The organism is Nitrobacter sp. TKz-YC01, from assembly GCF_047824785.1.
Classification (GTDB): domain Bacteria; phylum Pseudomonadota; class Alphaproteobacteria; order Rhizobiales; family Xanthobacteraceae; genus Nitrobacter.
Genome location: NZ_CP181167.1, coordinates 86442 through 101633, shown reverse-complemented (window position 1 = coordinate 101633; position 15192 = coordinate 86442). Strand labels below are relative to the sequence as shown.

Genomic DNA, 15192 nt, shown 5'->3' with positions numbered 1-15192 from the left:
AACTATGAACCTAATAGGTCCGTAGGTACCAGATAGGTCCGTGTGGCGTCAAGGACCTTTTTGGTCCATAAAGCAATATCCGGTAAATATGGGGATAGAAATGGCGACGCCGAAACAGACAGACCCTCAGTTCAAGCTGAGGCTCCCGGCTGATCTAAAGGATCGCATTGAGGCTGCCGCTGCAAATAATAACCGGTCGATGAATGCCGAGATCGTTGCGACACTGGAAGAAAAATTTCCGTCGCCCGAGCCATTCTCGCTCGATAGGTTTACCGAGGTCTACATCGCGCCAATCGTTGGTTCGTTTAAGAACCCAGCCAAAAGAGACCGGCTAATCAAGGAAGCAGAAGCTTACTTGAAACAGCATAGGCCCGACATGAGTGTGTGGTTCGACCAAAACGACGGCCAGCCTCGGATTTCCTACGGCACATTGATGAAGAGCGGGTTCATTAAGAAGCCCTAACCACCCCTAATATTCACCACCTTCCCGCTCTCGCCCGTCATCTGCCGCCACACCTCGCCGGCAATTTTGTTTGCAGCAGCGACCAGCACCGTATCCAGACGATGCACATAACGGCTTGTCATAGTGCTGCTCGAATGTCCCAGCACCGCACCGATGGTGCTATCGGAATAACCGAGATCACCCGCAACAGATGCAAATGAATGTCGCAGGGTATGTGCCGTGACACCTTCGAGCTCGGCTCGCTTCATCAACCGCGTGATGTATCCGGCAAGCCCTCGGTAGTAGAGCGCGCTCCGCATGGCTGGCAGCACATAAGGGTTGCCGTCCACACGCAGCGCGTCGTTCAGGATGTCAAACGCCGCATGTCCGGCCGGGCGTGTTGACGGTCCGGTCTTGCTGTCGGTCAATCGCAGGCATCCGCTCGCAGCATCCACTTCGCTCCACCGCAGCATAACGATCTCACCAAGCCGGCAGCCCGTCAGAGCGAGCAGCCACACGCCGGTGACCGCCTGTCGCGCATCAAGTTCGGCAAGCTCTCCGGTCAACGCTTCGCCAAGCCTGCGGTATTCATCGCGGGTAAGACGACGGTCGCGTTGACGATCGGCCGGCCTTTTGACGCCGCGCGCCGGATTGTTCTCGATGATTCCTTCGTCTACCGCATAGGTGAGAATGCCACCGAGCAGGCCGGTCGTTCTCGCGGCCGTGCCGGGTCCGCCAGTGACCATGACGCGCGCGCCGTTTTTGCCGGAACGGTTGCGAACTGCCGTCTTGCCGGAATGCACGTCACGCATGAAACGTATGACCTCGGATCGGTCGAGATCGATTACCAGCCTTTTCCCAAGCAGCGGTTTGATGTGCCGCACGATGCGGCCCCGGTCGGTGCTCAGCGTAGTAGACCGCTTGGGCTGCCCGGCCCTGCCGATGATCAAGCCGCGCTCTACGGCCGCCACGTACTGATCGCAGAGTTCGGCGATCGTCAGCGAGCTGCGGCGTGTCTTGCGTTCGAGCAGCGGGTCTCCTTTTTGCAGGACGATGCCCCCCATCGTTTCGATGGCGAGCTTGCGGGCCTGGTCGGTCGTGATGGCGCCGTGCCGGCCTATCGTCATCCGCCGGCGCGCGCCATCACCGGTGCGGTAATCGACGAAATAGGTCCGCCGGCCAGTCGGATGGATATAAACGCCGAAGCCGCGCAGTTCGCTGCACCACAGTGTGTATTGCTTCTCGCGCGGCGGCGCTTTCTCCACTTCGGTCTTGGTGAGTTTTGGCATCAGCAGTGGCTGCCTTGAAGGTTTAGCTCACCATATACTCACCATCAGCGGGGAAACAGAAGCATTTTCGGGTAAGCGCCGGATGCAGTTAAATACCTGAATTACATCCAGAATATCAAATTTCAGCAAAATTCAGAGAGTCAGAGAAAATCGCCTTTCAGCTTTCAAGGAAGGCAGTCACTACGATCTGCCGATTGCGCTCGGCCTGATGGCGGCGATCGGGGCCATTCCCTCGGACGCATTGGCGGGGTTCACGGTGCTGGGCGAACTCGGCCTCGACGGCTCGATCGCCGCCGTGGCCGGGGTTCTTCCCGCTGCGATCGGCGCCAATGCGCGCGAGGAGGGGCTGATTTGCCCCTCGGCCTGCGGCGCGGAAGCGGCCTGGGCGAGCCCCGACATCCAGATCATCGCCGCCAGCTCGCTCATTCAGATCGCAAATCATTTCAAGGGAACCCAGGTTCTGTCCCGGCCGCAGCCCCGCATTCGTGAAACCCAGGGCAGCGCTCTCGACCTTCGCGACATCAAGGGGCAGGAGAGCGCCAAGCGCGCGCTAGAGATCGCGGCCGCCGGCGGACATCACCTGCTGATGGTCGGCTCTCCCGGCAGCGGCAAATCAATGCTCGCGGCGCGCCTGCCTTCGATTCTCCCACCGCTGTCGCCGGCCGAACTGCTGGAATTGTCGATGATCGCGTCCGTGGCTGGTGAAATTGACGGCGGAGCGCTTACCTCGCAGCGTCCGTTTCGCGCCCCGCATCATTCCGCCAGCATGGCCGCGCTGACCGGCGGCGGCACCCGCGCCAGGCCCGGTGAAATCTCGCTGGCGCATAACGGCGTGCTGTTTCTCGACGAGTTGCCGGAGTTCGACCCGCGCGTACTGGATTCGCTCCGGCAGCCGCTTGAAAACGGCGAGATCGCGGTGTCCCGCGCCAATCATCGCGTGACCTACCCCGCGCGCTTCATGCTGGTGGCGGCGATGAATCCATGCCGCTGCGGCCACGCCTTCGAGCCCGGCTACGCCTGCAAGCGCGGCCGCATCGATCGATGCACCGCTGATTATCAGATGCGCATCTCCGGACCTCTGCTGGACCAGATCGATCTGCGCATCGAAGTGCCGGCCGTGACCGCCTCCGATCTCATTCTGCCGCCTTCGTCGGAAGGCTCGGCGGACGTCGGCGCGCGTGTCGCCGTAGCACGCGACATTCAGACGGCGCGCTATGCCGCGCTTGGACTGTCGAATGTCCGGACCAACGCCGAAGCTCCGGCGGCCGCGCTGGAAGCCATCGCGCAGCCGGATGCGCAAGGGCTGAAGCTGCTCCATGACGCAGCGGAAAGCATGCGATTGTCGGCGCGCGGCTATCACAGGGTGTTGCGGGTCGCCCGCACGCTCGCGGACCTCGATGGCGCTGACAGGATCGGCCGGCTGCACTTCGCCGAAGCCCTGTCCTATCGCGCGCTCGCCGACGATATCAAACGCGCCGCATGACATCATGGCGTTGATGTCTCGGTAACACCTCGTTTACCGTGTTCTCATCCGGCCGCTTTCCGGCCCGGCTCTCAAGCACTTCGCAACGCCATGCCGTCATGCTGAGAGCGTGCATCTACCGCGCGCTTTCGTTGGCGGCACCCCGCCTCCACCGGACGTTGCAAGGATGTGCGGAGAGATCGATGACCGCGCGATTATTCTGGACGAAGGCACGCCTGCGCGCGCGCAGGCTGATCCGGCGGCATCCCCGGCTCCACGCCGCCTTTCGCACCTTCATGACTTTCTCGATCGCGTTCGGCGGCGCCTATGGCTTTATTGCCGGAAGCCGAAGCGCCGACTACGACCCTCACGCCTTCGCAATCGGCATCAGCTTCCTGTTCGCGCTCGCCTGTGTCGCGCTGGCTGTCCTGAGCATGCGTTTGCGCCGGATGCGCAAGAAGATGCACAAGATTGCCCTCCATAATGAAGCGCTCGCTGACCGCAACTGGGAGCTGAAGGAAGCGGAAGAGCGCGCGCGCTGTCTTTTCGAATCCCAGAGCGATCTGATCGTGCTGCGCGACGGAAGCGGCGTCATCACCTCGGTGAACGAGGCCTATTGCATCCTGGCCCGGCGATCGCGAACGGAACTGCTTGGCAGCCGGTTCGCGCTTGCCGTTCTCGAGCAAGGCGAGAGCGTGATCGAATCGAACGGCACGCGCATTTACGACCAGCGTGTCGAAACTGCACAGGGTCCGCGCTGGATCGCATGGCGCGAAGCCTTGATGCGGATCGACGCCAACCATCCGGCGGAGCTGCAATGCGTCGGCCGCGATGTCACCGAGCGAACCGAAACCGAGCGCGCGCTCGGCGAAGCGCGGGATCACGCGGATGCGGCGAGCCAGGCTAAATCGCGTTTCCTCGCGATGACGTCGCACGAGTTTCGCACCCCGCTCAACGGCATCATCGGCATGAGCGGGTTGCTGCTGGAAACCTCGCTCACGCCCGAACAAACGACCTATGTCAAGGCGGTGAAGGCATCCGGCGATGCCTTGTTATCGCTGATCGAGGACCTGCTCGATCATTCCAGGATCGAGGCCGGAAAGATCGACCTCGAATGCCGCCCCTTCGTTCTGTCCGACCTGATCGAGGACATCACCGAACTGCTGGCGCCGCGCGCTCAGGCCAGACAGCTCGAAATCGCCTCCTATGTCGATGAAACGCTGCCAGCCGAAGTGACCGGAGACGCCGCCCGCTTGCGTCAGGTGCTGCTCAATCTCGCAGGCAACGCCATCAAATTTACCCCGTCCGGCGGCGTTGCGCTGATCGTCGTCCCCGGCATCCGGCAGGATGACATCTGCTTCTTGGTCCGTGACACGGGAATTGGCATCGCGCCGGATGCGCAAGCCCGGATTTTCCGTGATTTCGAGCAGGCCGACGACCAGATCGCGCGGAGCTACGGCGGATCGGGGCTGGGGTTGAGCATCAGCGATCGCATCGTCAAACGGATGGGCGGACGCATCACGCTGCGGAGTAAACTGGACGCCGGTTCGACATTCGAAGTTTCACTCCCTCTTCCTGCTCACGATAGCACGCAGGAGCGCAAACGCTTCGTCGCCCCGGATCTGACAGGACGCCCGGTCATGCTGGTGGCGCCCCGGACCATCGGGACATCACTGCTCGCCCGGCGCCTGGAGCGATGGGGAGCCGAGACCTGCACCACATCGGACCTCGCGGCGGCTCGCGCCCTGCTTCCGGAGCGCGCGTGGCACGCCGTTGTTGTCGACCATGCGATGGGCGGCGATGAGATCTGGCGGTTCGGTCACGCGGCCCGCCAGCATGCGAAGCGGCGGATCGTCATGGTCACGCCATCGACAAGGCACGACCTTCAGGCCGCCGGCGCCGCCGCCTTTACGGGCTATCTCGTCAAGCCTTTGCGAACCGCGTCGATCGCCGCGCGATTGTCCGCGCCGGCCGACGATCCGACCTCGCTTTGCACCGCCGGCGGCCAGCCTGTTTCCGACAGGCCTGAGACATCCAGGACACCTGCCACGACCTCCGCACCCGGCCTTTCGATTCTCATCGCCGAGGACAACGAGATCAACGCGCTATTAACGCGCTCGCTCCTGACCCGTCTCGGACATGCCGTGACCGTGGCCACAAACGGAGAGGAGGCGCTCAAATCGTGGGACGCGGCGCTTGTTGCGGGCGCGCCCTACGATCTCGTTCTGATGGACGTCCAGATGCCGAATCTCGATGGCATCGAAGCCACCAGGAAAATTCGCAAGCGGGAAGCCGCCCTGTCCCGCAGCCGCACGACCATCCTTGCGCTGACCGCCAACGCGCTGATCGACGATCGTCATGCCTGCCTCGAGGCGGGCATGGATGGCTTTCTCGTCAAGCCGCTCGATCGCGAGAGGTTGGCCGACGCGCTTGCGGGATTGACGGCCGCCAGGCATGTCCCGGCCTGAGATGACAGAAACCTCCAGAGCATGATTCCGAAAAGTGGAAACAGGTTTTTGGACAGATCATGCTCAAACAAAAAGATAAGTGACGAGTCTGATTCAACGCAGTTGAAGCAGACTTTAAAGCCGCCGCAACGCGACCCGCTCGACGACGTGGTCGGCTCCCTTCTTGAGGATCAGGTTCGCACGAGGCCGTGTCGGCAGAATGTTGTCCTCCAGGTTGGCACGGTTGGTGCGCTCCCAGATGGCGATCGCAGTCGCGATCGCCTCGTCGTCCGACAGCAGCGCGTAGCGGTTGAAATAGGATCGCGGATCCTGAAAGGCGGAATCCCGCAAAGCGAGGAAGCGGGTCACGTACCAGTCGCGCAGCACCGGCTCCTCGGCATCGAGATAGACGGAGAAGTCGAAGAAGTCGGAGACGACCGGAATGGCCCTGCCGTCGCGCGGCAACGGCCCGGTTTGCAGAACGTTGACGCCTTCCACGATCAGAATGTCGGGATGACTGACTTCGGTCCAGCTATCGGGGACGATGTCGTAAGTGAGATGCGAGTATACCGGTGCGCGCACCGGCGCGCGGCCGGCCTTGATGTCACTGAGAAACGACAGCAGCATCGGCAGGTCATAGCTTTCCGGAAAACCCTTCTTCTGCATCAAGCCGCGTCGTTCGAGCACCGCGTTCGGCAACAGAAATCCGTCAGTCGTGACGAGCTCGACCTTGGGGCGCGGCGACCATCGTGCGAGCAGCGCCTGCAGCACCCGCGCCGTGGTTGACTTTCCAACTGCGACCGACCCGGCCACGCCGATGATATACGGCACCTTTCGATCATGAATGCCGAGAAACTGCCGCTGAGCAACAAAGAGACGCTGCATCGCAGCCACATAGATCGACAGCAGCCTGGACAACGGCAGATAGATTTCCTCGACCTCCTTGAGATCGAGTCGATCATGCATAGACCGCAACGCCGCGATTTCATTCGCGGCCAGCGTCATCGGCATATCGTGGCGGAGCTTCGCCCACTCGGCGCGGGGGAAGACCCGATATGGATTATACTGTTGCTGGTCGGCCCGCGAATCCATGAAGCTTACCCTCGGGACTAGAGCGGCGGCCGGTCAAATGGAATCAGCGTCGCCGCTCCAGTTAATTGATTGAGCATCGGATTTATCCCGAAACCGGTTCCCACTTTCGGGTCCGATGCTCTAGAGCGTTTTCAAGCGAAGTGGACACCGGTTCGCGTGAAGAAAACGCGACAAAACAAAATCATAGAGCCCGCTTCTGATTCTATCAGAAGCGGAAAGGCTCTAGTCGCGATTGCGCGCGGCCTTTTCTTCAAGTCCCGATATCGCCGTACGCTGCGCCAAGACAGCTTCCACATCCTCCAGCTTCACACCGCTGGCCTTCAACAGCACAAGGAAATGAAACATGAGATCGGCGCCTTCGGCGATCAGGTGATGCCGGTCGTTCTCGACCGCGGCGATGACCGTCTCGACGGCTTCCTCACCGAGCTTCCTGGCGCAATGTGCGGAGCCCTTGTCGAGCAGCTTTCGCGTATAGGACGCATCGCCCCCGGATGCGGCCCGCGCGTCAATGATGGCGGCAAGATCATGGATCGTGAAACGCTGCATAATCCGTCTACCTGTCCGCTCGTACTTTCAGGCGCGCGACAATTCTTGAGTAACTAGAGCATGATCCCGAAAAGTGGAAACCGGTTTTCGGAAAAGATCATGCTCAAACAAAAAGATAAGCGACGAGTCTGATTCAACGCAGTTGAAACAGACTCTAGCATCCCTGCGATCGGAAGTCAGGGGTCGAGCCGCATCGCCAGCCCGGCGCGAACCATATGCTCCTTGGCTTGGCGAATGGTAAATTCCCCGAAATGAAAGATCGATGCCGCAAGCACCGCCGTGGCGTGGCCTTCACGAATTCCGTCGACCAGGTGATCGAGATTGCCAACGCCTCCGGACGCGATCACGGGCACCGGAACGCTGTCGGCCACCCGCCGGGTCAACGGCAGATCGAAGCCCTGGCGGGTGCCGTCGCGATCCATCGAGGTCAGCAGGATCTCGCCGGCGCCGAGCGCCACCACTTCCTGCGCATATTCGATGGCGTCGATCCCGGTGGATTTACGTCCGCCATGCGTGAAGATCTCCCAGCGGTCCGTCCCACCGGCTCTTGAGACCCGTTTGGCATCGATGGCGACCACGATGCATTGGTCGCCGAACTTTTCCGCGGCCTCCTTGACGAACTCGCGCCGGCTCACCGCCGCGCTGTTGATCGAGACCTTGTCCGCGCCCGAGCGCAGCAAGGTGCGGATATCCTCGATGGTGCGGACGCCGCCGCCGACGGTCACCGGCATGAAGCAGGCTTCCGCGGTGCGCCGGACCACATCCAGCATGATGCCGCGATTCTCGTGCGTGGCGGTGATGTCGAGAAAGGTCAGCTCGTCCGCGCCGGCGGCGTCGTATGCGATCGCCGCTTCCACGGGGTCGCCGGCATCCCGCAGATTCACGAAGTTGACGCCCTTGACGACCCGTCCATCCTTGACGTCAAGGCAGGGTATGACACGGACCTTGAACATCGACGCCCGATCCTCTCAGGCCGCCGCGCGCGCGGCGTGGATCAGCTTCAGCGCCTCAACGGGATCGAGCCGGCCGTCATAAAGCGCGCGTCCGGCAATGGCGCCCGCGAGTTTCTTCGCGCGCGGCTCGAGCAGCGCCTTCACGTCCGCGATGGAGGCGAAGCCACCCGAGGCGATCACCGGAATTGAGATGCTATCGGCGAGCGCGATCGTGGCGTCGAGGTTCAGGCCCTTCAGCAAGCCGTCCCTGGCGATGTCCGTGAAGATGATCGCCGCGATGCCGGCATCCTCGAACCGCCGCGCGATGTCGAGCGCGGTCACTTCCGAGGTCTCGGCCCACCCCTCGACCGCGACCTTGCCGTCGCGCGCATCGAGGCCGACCGCAACGCGCCCCGGAAACGCCCTGGCGGCTTGTTTGACCAGAACGGGATCGCGCACCGCGGCCGTGCCGATGATGACGCGCGCAACGCCCTTGCCGAGCCAGGCTTCAACCGTTTTCAGGTCCCGGATGCCGCCGCCGAGCTGCACCGGCAGAGCGATGGTTTGCAGAACCCGTTCCACCGCATCCGCGTTCACCGGCTTGCCGGCGAACGCGCCGTCGAGATCAACCATATGAAGATACTCGAAGCCCTGCGCGGCGAATGCGCGCGCCTGCTCGGCGGGATCGAGATTGAACACGGTCGCGCGCGCCATGTCGCCCTGCTCGAGGCGAACGCACTGACCGTTCTTGAGATCGATGGCGGGGAAAAGGATCACGGTTTCCACTTCAGGAAATTGGCGATCAGAGCCAGACCGAATCGCTGGCTCTTTTCAGGATGGAATTGAGTGCCGATCGCGGTGTCCTTTCCGACGATCGCCGTCACCGGACCACCGTAGTCGGCGCGCGCGAGCACGTCGCTCTCGTCGGCGGCGTTCAGGTGATAGGAGTGTACGAAATAGGCGTGGCGGCCTTTGGGTCCTAATGGGAGGCCTTCGAGGACCGGATGCTCCCGCGCCGGATCGAGCGTATTCCAGCCCATATGCGGAATTTTCAGGCTTTCGTCACGCGGGGAAATCTTTTCGACGTCGCCCGCGATCCAGTCGAGACCGTCCGTCGTGACGTGCTCCCTGCCGCGCGTCGCCATCAGCTGCATCCCGACGCAGATCCCTAAAAACGGGCGCGCCTTGTCGCGCACCACCTCCGTCAGCGCCTGCACCATGCCGTCGAGCGCATCGAGGCCGCGGCGGCAATCGGCGAACGCGCCGACACCGGGCAGCACCACGCGATCCGACCGGAACACAACGTCGGGATCGCGCGTCACCACGATCCCTTGCAAACCTTCGATACCCCGCGCCGCGCATTCAAACGCCTTGGCCGCCGAATGAAGATTACCGGAGCCATAATCGATGATCGCGGCCGTCACCGCCGAAATCCGGGTTGCGGGAACAGGCCGACGATGTCGCCGCGCGGTATCGAGGGCGGAAGGGATTGGTCGGCAGCGCCTCGCGTCGGCGGCGGCGCGCCGCGATCGACCGCCAGGGGATCGAAGTCCGCTTTCGCTCGCCAGCGATCGAAAAAACGCCGCTCGGCGGCTTCCTCGTCGTCCGCGACGATGACGTCGAGTGAACGCCATTTCTGCCGCGACAGCGTCCAGCGCCGCAAGCTCGCCGCTTCCAGCCCCATCAGCAAGGCGACCACGGCCATCACCGCAAGGCGTGTCCCCATGCTGACGCGCAGCAGCGTCATCGCGACCTCCATCGCGGCCGACAGGACCAGATAGCCTGCGAGAACCAGCCATAGCCGCCGGTAAAGCAGCCACACCGGACCGAGCGCAAACGCTCCGAACGAGAAGCCGTCGCGAACGAATACGAACTTATCCGTGGCGCCGCGCCCGTCTGGCCCGTCGGCCGGTGGCGCATGGACTGTGTAGACCGACATTGCACTCTCCGCCGACGACAGCACGGTCAGCCGCCGAGCTGCCCCTTTGTTGATGGCACTTCGTTCGCGGCGCGCGGATCGATCGCCACCGCTGCTCGAAGCGCTCGCGCCAGACCCTTGAAGCAGGATTCGGCGATATGATGGCTGTTCTCGCCATATAGGGTCTCCACGTGCAAAGTCACGCCCGCATTGACCGCAAACGCATTGAACCATTCGCGCACCAGCTCCGTGTCGAATTCCCCGATCTTGTCGCGGGGGAAACCGACCTTGAACACCAGCACCGGCCGGCCGGAGATGTCGATCACGACACGGGACAGCGTTTCGTCCATCGGCATATAGACGCTTGCATAGCGGTTGATGCCGACCATCGAGCCGAGCGCCTGCTTGACCGCCTGGCCCAGCGCGATGCCGACATCTTCCGTGGTGTGATGGTAATCGACGTGGAGGTCGCCGTCGGCCCTGACCGTGATGTCGATGCGCGAATGGCGGGCGAGCAGATCCAGCATGTGGTCGAAAAAGCCGATGCCGGTCGCGACCTCGGACACGCCGGAGCCGTCGAGGTTCACCGCGACCTCGATGTCCGTTTCCTTGGTCTTGCGCTTGATGCTCGCCGTGCGCATGAAAAACTCTCTCACATCGTGCATGATCCGCCTCCGCCGGCCTGCAAGCGGTTTGACAACAGGATCACGCGCCATTTAACGATCCGAGCGCGCCGGACGCAAAATCGGGTCACCGCTCTTGCTGAACGCGCTCTGGCAGAACGCGGCTCTTTTAACAGGCTCACGACCTGTTCGCTACTGCGGGATGATGCAAATTTTGCCGATGCACTTGCGCCGTGGCCGGGAATCCAACGCCGATTGCAAGGCCGCGACGCAATGCCTAAATCTGGCGGATCATGAAGGGGTTCAGATGCAAGCATCACAGCCGGAGACATGGCGCGGCACCACGATCCTGACCGTTCGCAAGGGCGGCAAAGTGGTCATCGGCGGCGACGGCCAGGTCTCGATCGGGCAGACGGTCATCAAGTCCAACGCGAAGAAAGTCAGGAAGCTCGGCAAAGGCGACGTCATCGGCGGCTTTGCCGGCGCCACCGCCGATGCGTTCACCCTGTTCGAGCGGCTCGAAAGCAAGCTTGAGCAATATCCCGGGCAACTCACCCGCGCCGCGGTCGAACTCGCCAAGGACTGGCGCACCGACCGCTATCTGCGGAGGCTGGAAGCCATGATGCTTGTCGCCGACAAGGACGTGTCGCTGGTGCTGACCGGGACCGGAGACGTTCTGGAGCCGGAATCCGGCGTGATGGCGATCGGCTCGGGCGGCAACTACGCGCTCGCCGCGGCACGAGCCCTGATCGACTCCGACCACGATGCCGAAACCATTGTCCGCCGTTCTCTCGATATCGCCGCCGATATCTGCGTTTATACCAATCGAAACCTGACGATCGAAGCGCTGGCCACGAGCTGAGCGATGGCTTACGGCTTTCGTCCGATGACCGCCGCAGGCCTGCCGATGATCCGGCGCGGCCATGGCTCCGCATTCATCCGCGCCTTTGCCGACAGGCTGCTCGGTGAGGGCGTGCCGCGTATCGTGATCGATCCCGACCCGAACAATGGCCGCGCCATCCGAGCCTATGAAAAAGCGGGCTTTCATCGCGATCGCCTCGCGGCAACGCCCGACGGCCCCGCGCTTCTGATGATCCGTGACGCATGATTGTCGTCGGCCGGCGCTCCATCATCGTGAACCGCTTGCCGCGGATCGAATCGCAACCTACCTAGTGTGGTGGTTCAGAAGTTCGCTTCATCGCCCCATCGAGTCCGTCAAGCGAACTTCTGAACCTAAACCACACTAGAATTATAAAGTTGCTAGTGTCCCTTTGATTCCGAAGTTCGTATCAAAGGTTGCGGCAAGGGTATGCGAACTTCGGAATCGGGACACCAGGGTGGTCATGACAGATATCTCTCCCCGTGAAATCGTTTCAGAACTCGACCGCTTCATCGTCGGCCAGGCCGACGCCAAGCGCGCGGTCTCCATCGCCTTGCGCAATCGCTGGCGGCGCCAGCAATTGACCGGACCGCTGCGCGAGGAGGTGTTGCCGAAGAACATTCTGATGATCGGCCCGACCGGCGTCGGCAAGACGGAGATCGCGCGACGGCTGGCGAAACTTGCCAACGCGCCTTTTCTCAAGGTCGAGGCGACGAAGTTCACCGAAGTGGGATATGTCGGCCGCGACGTCGAACAGATCGTGCGCGATCTCGTCGAGGTCGCGATCAACCAGACCCGCGAGCGCAAGCGCAAGGACGTTCAGGCACGCGCGCAGCTTGCCGCGGAGGAGCGGGTTCTGGATGCCCTGGTGGGCGCCAATGCAAGCGCCGCCACGCGCGATTCGTTTCGAAAGAGGTTGCGCGCCGGCGAACTCAACGACAAGGAAATCGAGATCGAGACGCAAACCTCCGGGGGCCCGATGTTCGAGATTCCGGGGATGCCGGGCGCGCAGGTCGGCGCGATCTCGATCGGCGATATTTTCGGCAAGATGGGCGGACGAACCAAGACCCGCCGGCTGACCGTTTCGGACTCCCATGAAATCCTGATCAACGAGGAATCCGACAAGCTGCTCGATAGCGATCAGCTCACGCAGGAAGCGATCGCCGTGGTCGAGAATAACGGCATCGTGTTCCTCGACGAGATCGACAAGATCTGCGTGCGTGACGGGCGCAGCGGCGGCGACGTATCCCGCGAAGGCGTGCAGCGCGATCTGCTGCCGCTGATCGAAGGAACGACGGTCTCGACCAAGCATGGCGCGGTGAAGACCGACCATATCCTGTTCATCGCGTCAGGCGCGTTTCACATCGCCAAGCCTTCCGATCTGCTCCCCGAATTGCAGGGCCGGCTGCCGATCCGCGTCGAACTGGATGCTCTGACGCGCGATGACCTGCGGCGCATCCTGACCGAGCCGGAAGCCTCGCTCATCAAACAGTACATCGCATTGATGGACACCGAGGGGGTCGTGCTCGACTTCACCGATGATGCCGTCGATGCGCTTGCGGATATCGCGGTCGCGGTGAATTCGACGGTTGAGAACATCGGCGCCAGGCGGCTGCAGACCGTCATGGAGCGGGTGCTCGACGACATCTCGTTCACGGCCCCGGATCGCAATGGCGAGACGGTTCGCATCGACGCCGGGTATGTTCAAAAACATATCGGCGACCTGGCCAAGAACGCCGATTTGAGCAGGTTCATCCTTTAGAGCATGATCCCCACGCAAGGGCCGCGCCAGCGCAAAGTGGAAACCGGTTTTCGGAGGGCATGGGCATGCTCCGTATAAACTGAAATCCGGCTTCCGTCTTGTCAGCGGAAATGGCGGGAGCTGAGGCGGAGACAGGCCGCACGCATTTCCAAGGCTGGCAACCCCGAGGCCGACAACGCCGCGCCTTCTCGCGGTGCGCGCAAGATTGCCGCCCTCAACGAGGCAAAGCAGAGGATTTTTCCACATAAGGTTCTCTGAAGAGATCAACCCACTATATGTTGGACAGCGGTGGATTGACGTCACGGACCGCGACGGTCCACTATGTTGCGATGCAAAAAAGGAACAGGCCAATGCCGATCGGTGAATTTGGACGGCCTCCGGAGATGCCGGCGGAGGTCAGCCCGACGATGACCGCGCCGATGTACTGGATGTACGAAATGGCCCAGGCCTCGCTCAATCCGGCCCGCGCCGTCACCGATGCAACCAGGATGCTGTTCCAGAACCCGCTCAATCCGTGGGCGCATACCCATCTCGGCAAATCGGTCGCTGCGGGTTGCGAACTGTTCGAGCGCACCACCCGCCGTTACGGAAAACCGGAATGGGGTCTCCACGAGACCGAAGTCAATGGCGTACGTACGCCCATTGAAATTCGCTCGGTCTGGCAGAAACCCTTCTGTCGTCTGCTCCACTTCGATCGGATGCACCCGCGCCCGCTGCGTGCGCCGCAGCCGCGCCTGCTGCTGGTGGCGCCGATGTCGGGTCACTACGCGACCTTGCTGCGCGGAACCGTCGAAGCGTTCATGCCGACGCACGACGTCTATATCACCGACTGGTCCGATGCCCGTATGGTTCCGGTGGCGGAAGGGCGCTTCGATCTGGATGATTTCGTCGACTATCTGATCGAGATGCTTCATGTGCTCGGCGGAAATGTCCATGTCATTGCTGTCTGCCAGCCGTCTGTCCCGGTGCTGGCTGCGGTGTCGGCGATGGAGGCCGGGCGCGATCCCTATGTTCCGTTGTCGATGACGCTGATGGGGGGACCGATCGATACCCGCAGGAATCCGACCGCCGTCAACAATCTCGCCGCCGAGAGAGGCACCGACTGGTTCCGCAATAACGTCATCACCAAGGTGCCGTTTCCGCACCCCGGCGTCATGCGCGATGTCTATCCCGGTTTCTTGCAGCTCAACGGCTTCATCAGCATGAATTTCGATCGCCATATGGATGCGCACAAGAGTCTGTTCGAGCATCTCGTCAAAGGCGATGGCGACCTGGCCGACAAGCACCGCGATTTCTATGACGAGTATCTCGCGGTCATGGACCTGACCGCGGAGTATTATCTGCAAACGGTCGATCAGGTGTTCGTCAAGCACGCCTTGCCGAAGGGTGAGATGACTCACCGCGGTCGGCTGGTCGATCCTTCGAAGATCACGCGCGTCGCGCTGATGACGGTGGAGGGCGAGAAGGACGACATTTCCGGCCTCGGCCAGACGGAAGCTGCGCATGCGTTGTGCACGTCGATCCCCAATGATCGGCGAACCCATTACGTGCAGAGCGGCGTGGGTCACTACGGCGTGTTCAACGGTTCGCGATTCAGGTCGGAGATCGTCCCTCGCATCAATGACTTCATGCAGTCAAACGATGGGCCTCCGGAGAAAGCATCGCGTGCTTCGGCCGTGGAATGAGCAGAACGCCTCGATCAAGAATCGATCGGGCCGCCTCAGCCGCGGCGCGGCCATCGTACTTGGATAGCCGTCGTGTTTCGACGGTTCTCAAGGAATGAACCGGGCTTCATCAGT

General features: G+C 62.0%; 13 protein-coding genes and 2 pseudogenes. 7 read left to right on the top strand and 8 right to left on the bottom strand.

The annotated features are described in order from the left end of the window. The first annotated feature begins 100 nt into the window (after positions 1-100). Positions 101-463: an Arc family DNA-binding protein gene (locus tag ACMYR2_RS00440; protein ID WP_347264969.1), complete on the top strand. Its 363-nt coding sequence runs from the start codon at positions 101-103 to the stop codon at positions 461-463. Here ACMYR2_RS00440 and ACMYR2_RS00435 read toward each other — a convergent pair. Then, a complete protein-coding gene (locus ACMYR2_RS00435) occupies positions 460-1731 on the bottom strand; it encodes a tyrosine-type recombinase/integrase (protein ID WP_416193470.1) in 1272 nt (423 codons plus the stop codon). The genes ACMYR2_RS00440 and ACMYR2_RS00435 overlap by 4 nt on opposite strands. A 166-nt stretch (positions 1732-1897) precedes the next feature. Here ACMYR2_RS00435 and ACMYR2_RS00430 point away from each other — a divergent pair. Beyond that, positions 1898-3214 (top strand): annotated as a pseudogene (locus ACMYR2_RS00430) (YifB family Mg chelatase-like AAA ATPase); the annotation flags it as partial. A gap of 182 nt (positions 3215-3396) precedes the next feature. Further along, a complete protein-coding gene (locus ACMYR2_RS00425; protein ID WP_347263746.1) occupies positions 3397-5661 on the top strand; it encodes a PAS domain-containing hybrid sensor histidine kinase/response regulator in 2265 nt (754 codons plus the stop codon). A 114-nt stretch (positions 5662-5775) separates the two neighbouring features. On the opposite strand, the gene coaA is transcribed toward ACMYR2_RS00425, so the two are convergent. From coaA to hisB, 7 genes are all read right to left on the bottom strand, one after another. Then, positions 5776-6732, bottom strand: a complete 957-nt coding sequence (coaA, locus tag ACMYR2_RS00420; protein ID WP_347263747.1) for a type I pantothenate kinase — start codon at positions 6730-6732, stop codon at positions 5776-5778. Positions 6733-6954: 222 nt separating this feature from the next. After that, entirely contained in the window at positions 6955-7278 is a 324-nt protein-coding gene (locus tag ACMYR2_RS00415; protein WP_347263748.1) for a phosphoribosyl-ATP diphosphatase, read from the bottom strand. Between the two features lie 176 nt (positions 7279-7454). Beyond that, complete coding sequence (gene hisF / locus ACMYR2_RS00410; RefSeq protein WP_347263749.1) at positions 7455-8231, bottom strand: imidazole glycerol phosphate synthase subunit HisF; 777 nt, start codon at positions 8229-8231, stop codon at positions 7455-7457. Between the two features lie 15 nt (positions 8232-8246). Beyond that, positions 8247-8996: a 1-(5-phosphoribosyl)-5-[(5-phosphoribosylamino)methylideneamino]imidazole-4-carboxamide isomerase gene (gene hisA, locus ACMYR2_RS00405; protein WP_347263750.1), complete on the bottom strand. Its 750-nt coding sequence runs from the start codon at positions 8994-8996 to the stop codon at positions 8247-8249. Next, entirely contained in the window at positions 8984-9634 is a 651-nt protein-coding gene (hisH, locus tag ACMYR2_RS00400; protein WP_347263751.1) for an imidazole glycerol phosphate synthase subunit HisH, read from the bottom strand. The genes hisA and hisH overlap by 13 nt, the downstream gene beginning before the upstream one ends. Further along, complete coding sequence (locus ACMYR2_RS00395) at positions 9631-10149, bottom strand: DUF2628 domain-containing protein (protein WP_347263752.1); 519 nt, start codon at positions 10147-10149, stop codon at positions 9631-9633. The genes hisH and ACMYR2_RS00395 overlap by 4 nt, the downstream gene beginning before the upstream one ends. Before the next feature lie 26 nt (positions 10150-10175). Then, entirely contained in the window at positions 10176-10769 is a 594-nt protein-coding gene (gene hisB, locus ACMYR2_RS00390; RefSeq protein WP_347263764.1) for an imidazoleglycerol-phosphate dehydratase HisB, read from the bottom strand. A gap of 289 nt (positions 10770-11058) precedes the next feature. Between hisB and hslV the strand changes: the two genes are divergently transcribed. From hslV to ACMYR2_RS00370, 4 genes and pseudogenes are all read left to right on the top strand, one after another. Then, positions 11059-11613, top strand: a complete 555-nt coding sequence (gene hslV, locus ACMYR2_RS00385) for an ATP-dependent protease subunit HslV (RefSeq protein ID WP_347263753.1) — start codon at positions 11059-11061, stop codon at positions 11611-11613. Between the two features lie 45 nt (positions 11614-11658). After that, positions 11659-11859: pseudogene (locus ACMYR2_RS00380) on the top strand (GNAT family N-acetyltransferase); the annotation flags it as partial. Positions 11860-12094: 235 nt separating this feature from the next. Continuing rightward, positions 12095-13393, top strand: a complete 1299-nt coding sequence (hslU, locus tag ACMYR2_RS00375) for an ATP-dependent protease ATPase subunit HslU (RefSeq protein WP_416193469.1) — start codon at positions 12095-12097, stop codon at positions 13391-13393. Between the two features lie 350 nt (positions 13394-13743). Then, entirely contained in the window at positions 13744-15078 is a 1335-nt protein-coding gene (locus ACMYR2_RS00370; protein ID WP_347263755.1) for a polyhydroxyalkanoate depolymerase, read from the top strand. The last annotated feature ends 114 nt before the right edge of the window (positions 15079-15192 follow it).

What these genes read in the sequence shown, in the direction of transcription:
- ACMYR2_RS00440 (WP_347264969.1), top strand. Translation starts at nt 101, where the DNA reads ATGGCGACGCCGAAACAGACAGACCCTCAGTTCAAGCTGAGGCTCCCG.
- ACMYR2_RS00435 (WP_416193470.1), bottom strand. Translation starts at nt 1,731, where the DNA reads ATGCCAAAACTCACCAAGACCGAAGTGGAGAAAGCGCCGCCGCGCGAG.
- ACMYR2_RS00425 (WP_347263746.1), top strand. Translation starts at nt 3,397, where the DNA reads ATGACCGCGCGATTATTCTGGACGAAGGCACGCCTGCGCGCGCGCAGG.
- coaA (WP_347263747.1), bottom strand. Translation starts at nt 6,732, where the DNA reads ATGGATTCGCGGGCCGACCAGCAACAGTATAATCCATATCGGGTCTTC.
- ACMYR2_RS00415 (WP_347263748.1), bottom strand. Translation starts at nt 7,278, where the DNA reads ATGCAGCGTTTCACGATCCATGATCTTGCCGCCATCATTGACGCGCGG.
- hisF (WP_347263749.1), bottom strand. Translation starts at nt 8,231, where the DNA reads ATGTTCAAGGTCCGTGTCATACCCTGCCTTGACGTCAAGGATGGACGG.
- ACMYR2_RS00395 (WP_347263752.1), bottom strand. Translation starts at nt 10,149, where the DNA reads ATGTCGGTCTACACAGTCCATGCGCCACCGGCCGACGGGCCAGACGGG.
- hisB (WP_347263764.1), bottom strand. Translation starts at nt 10,769, where the DNA reads ATGCGCACGGCGAGCATCAAGCGCAAGACCAAGGAAACGGACATCGAG.
- hslV (WP_347263753.1), top strand. Translation starts at nt 11,059, where the DNA reads ATGCAAGCATCACAGCCGGAGACATGGCGCGGCACCACGATCCTGACC.
- hslU (WP_416193469.1), top strand. Translation starts at nt 12,095, where the DNA reads ATGACAGATATCTCTCCCCGTGAAATCGTTTCAGAACTCGACCGCTTC.
- ACMYR2_RS00370 (WP_347263755.1), top strand. Translation starts at nt 13,744, where the DNA reads ATGCCGATCGGTGAATTTGGACGGCCTCCGGAGATGCCGGCGGAGGTC.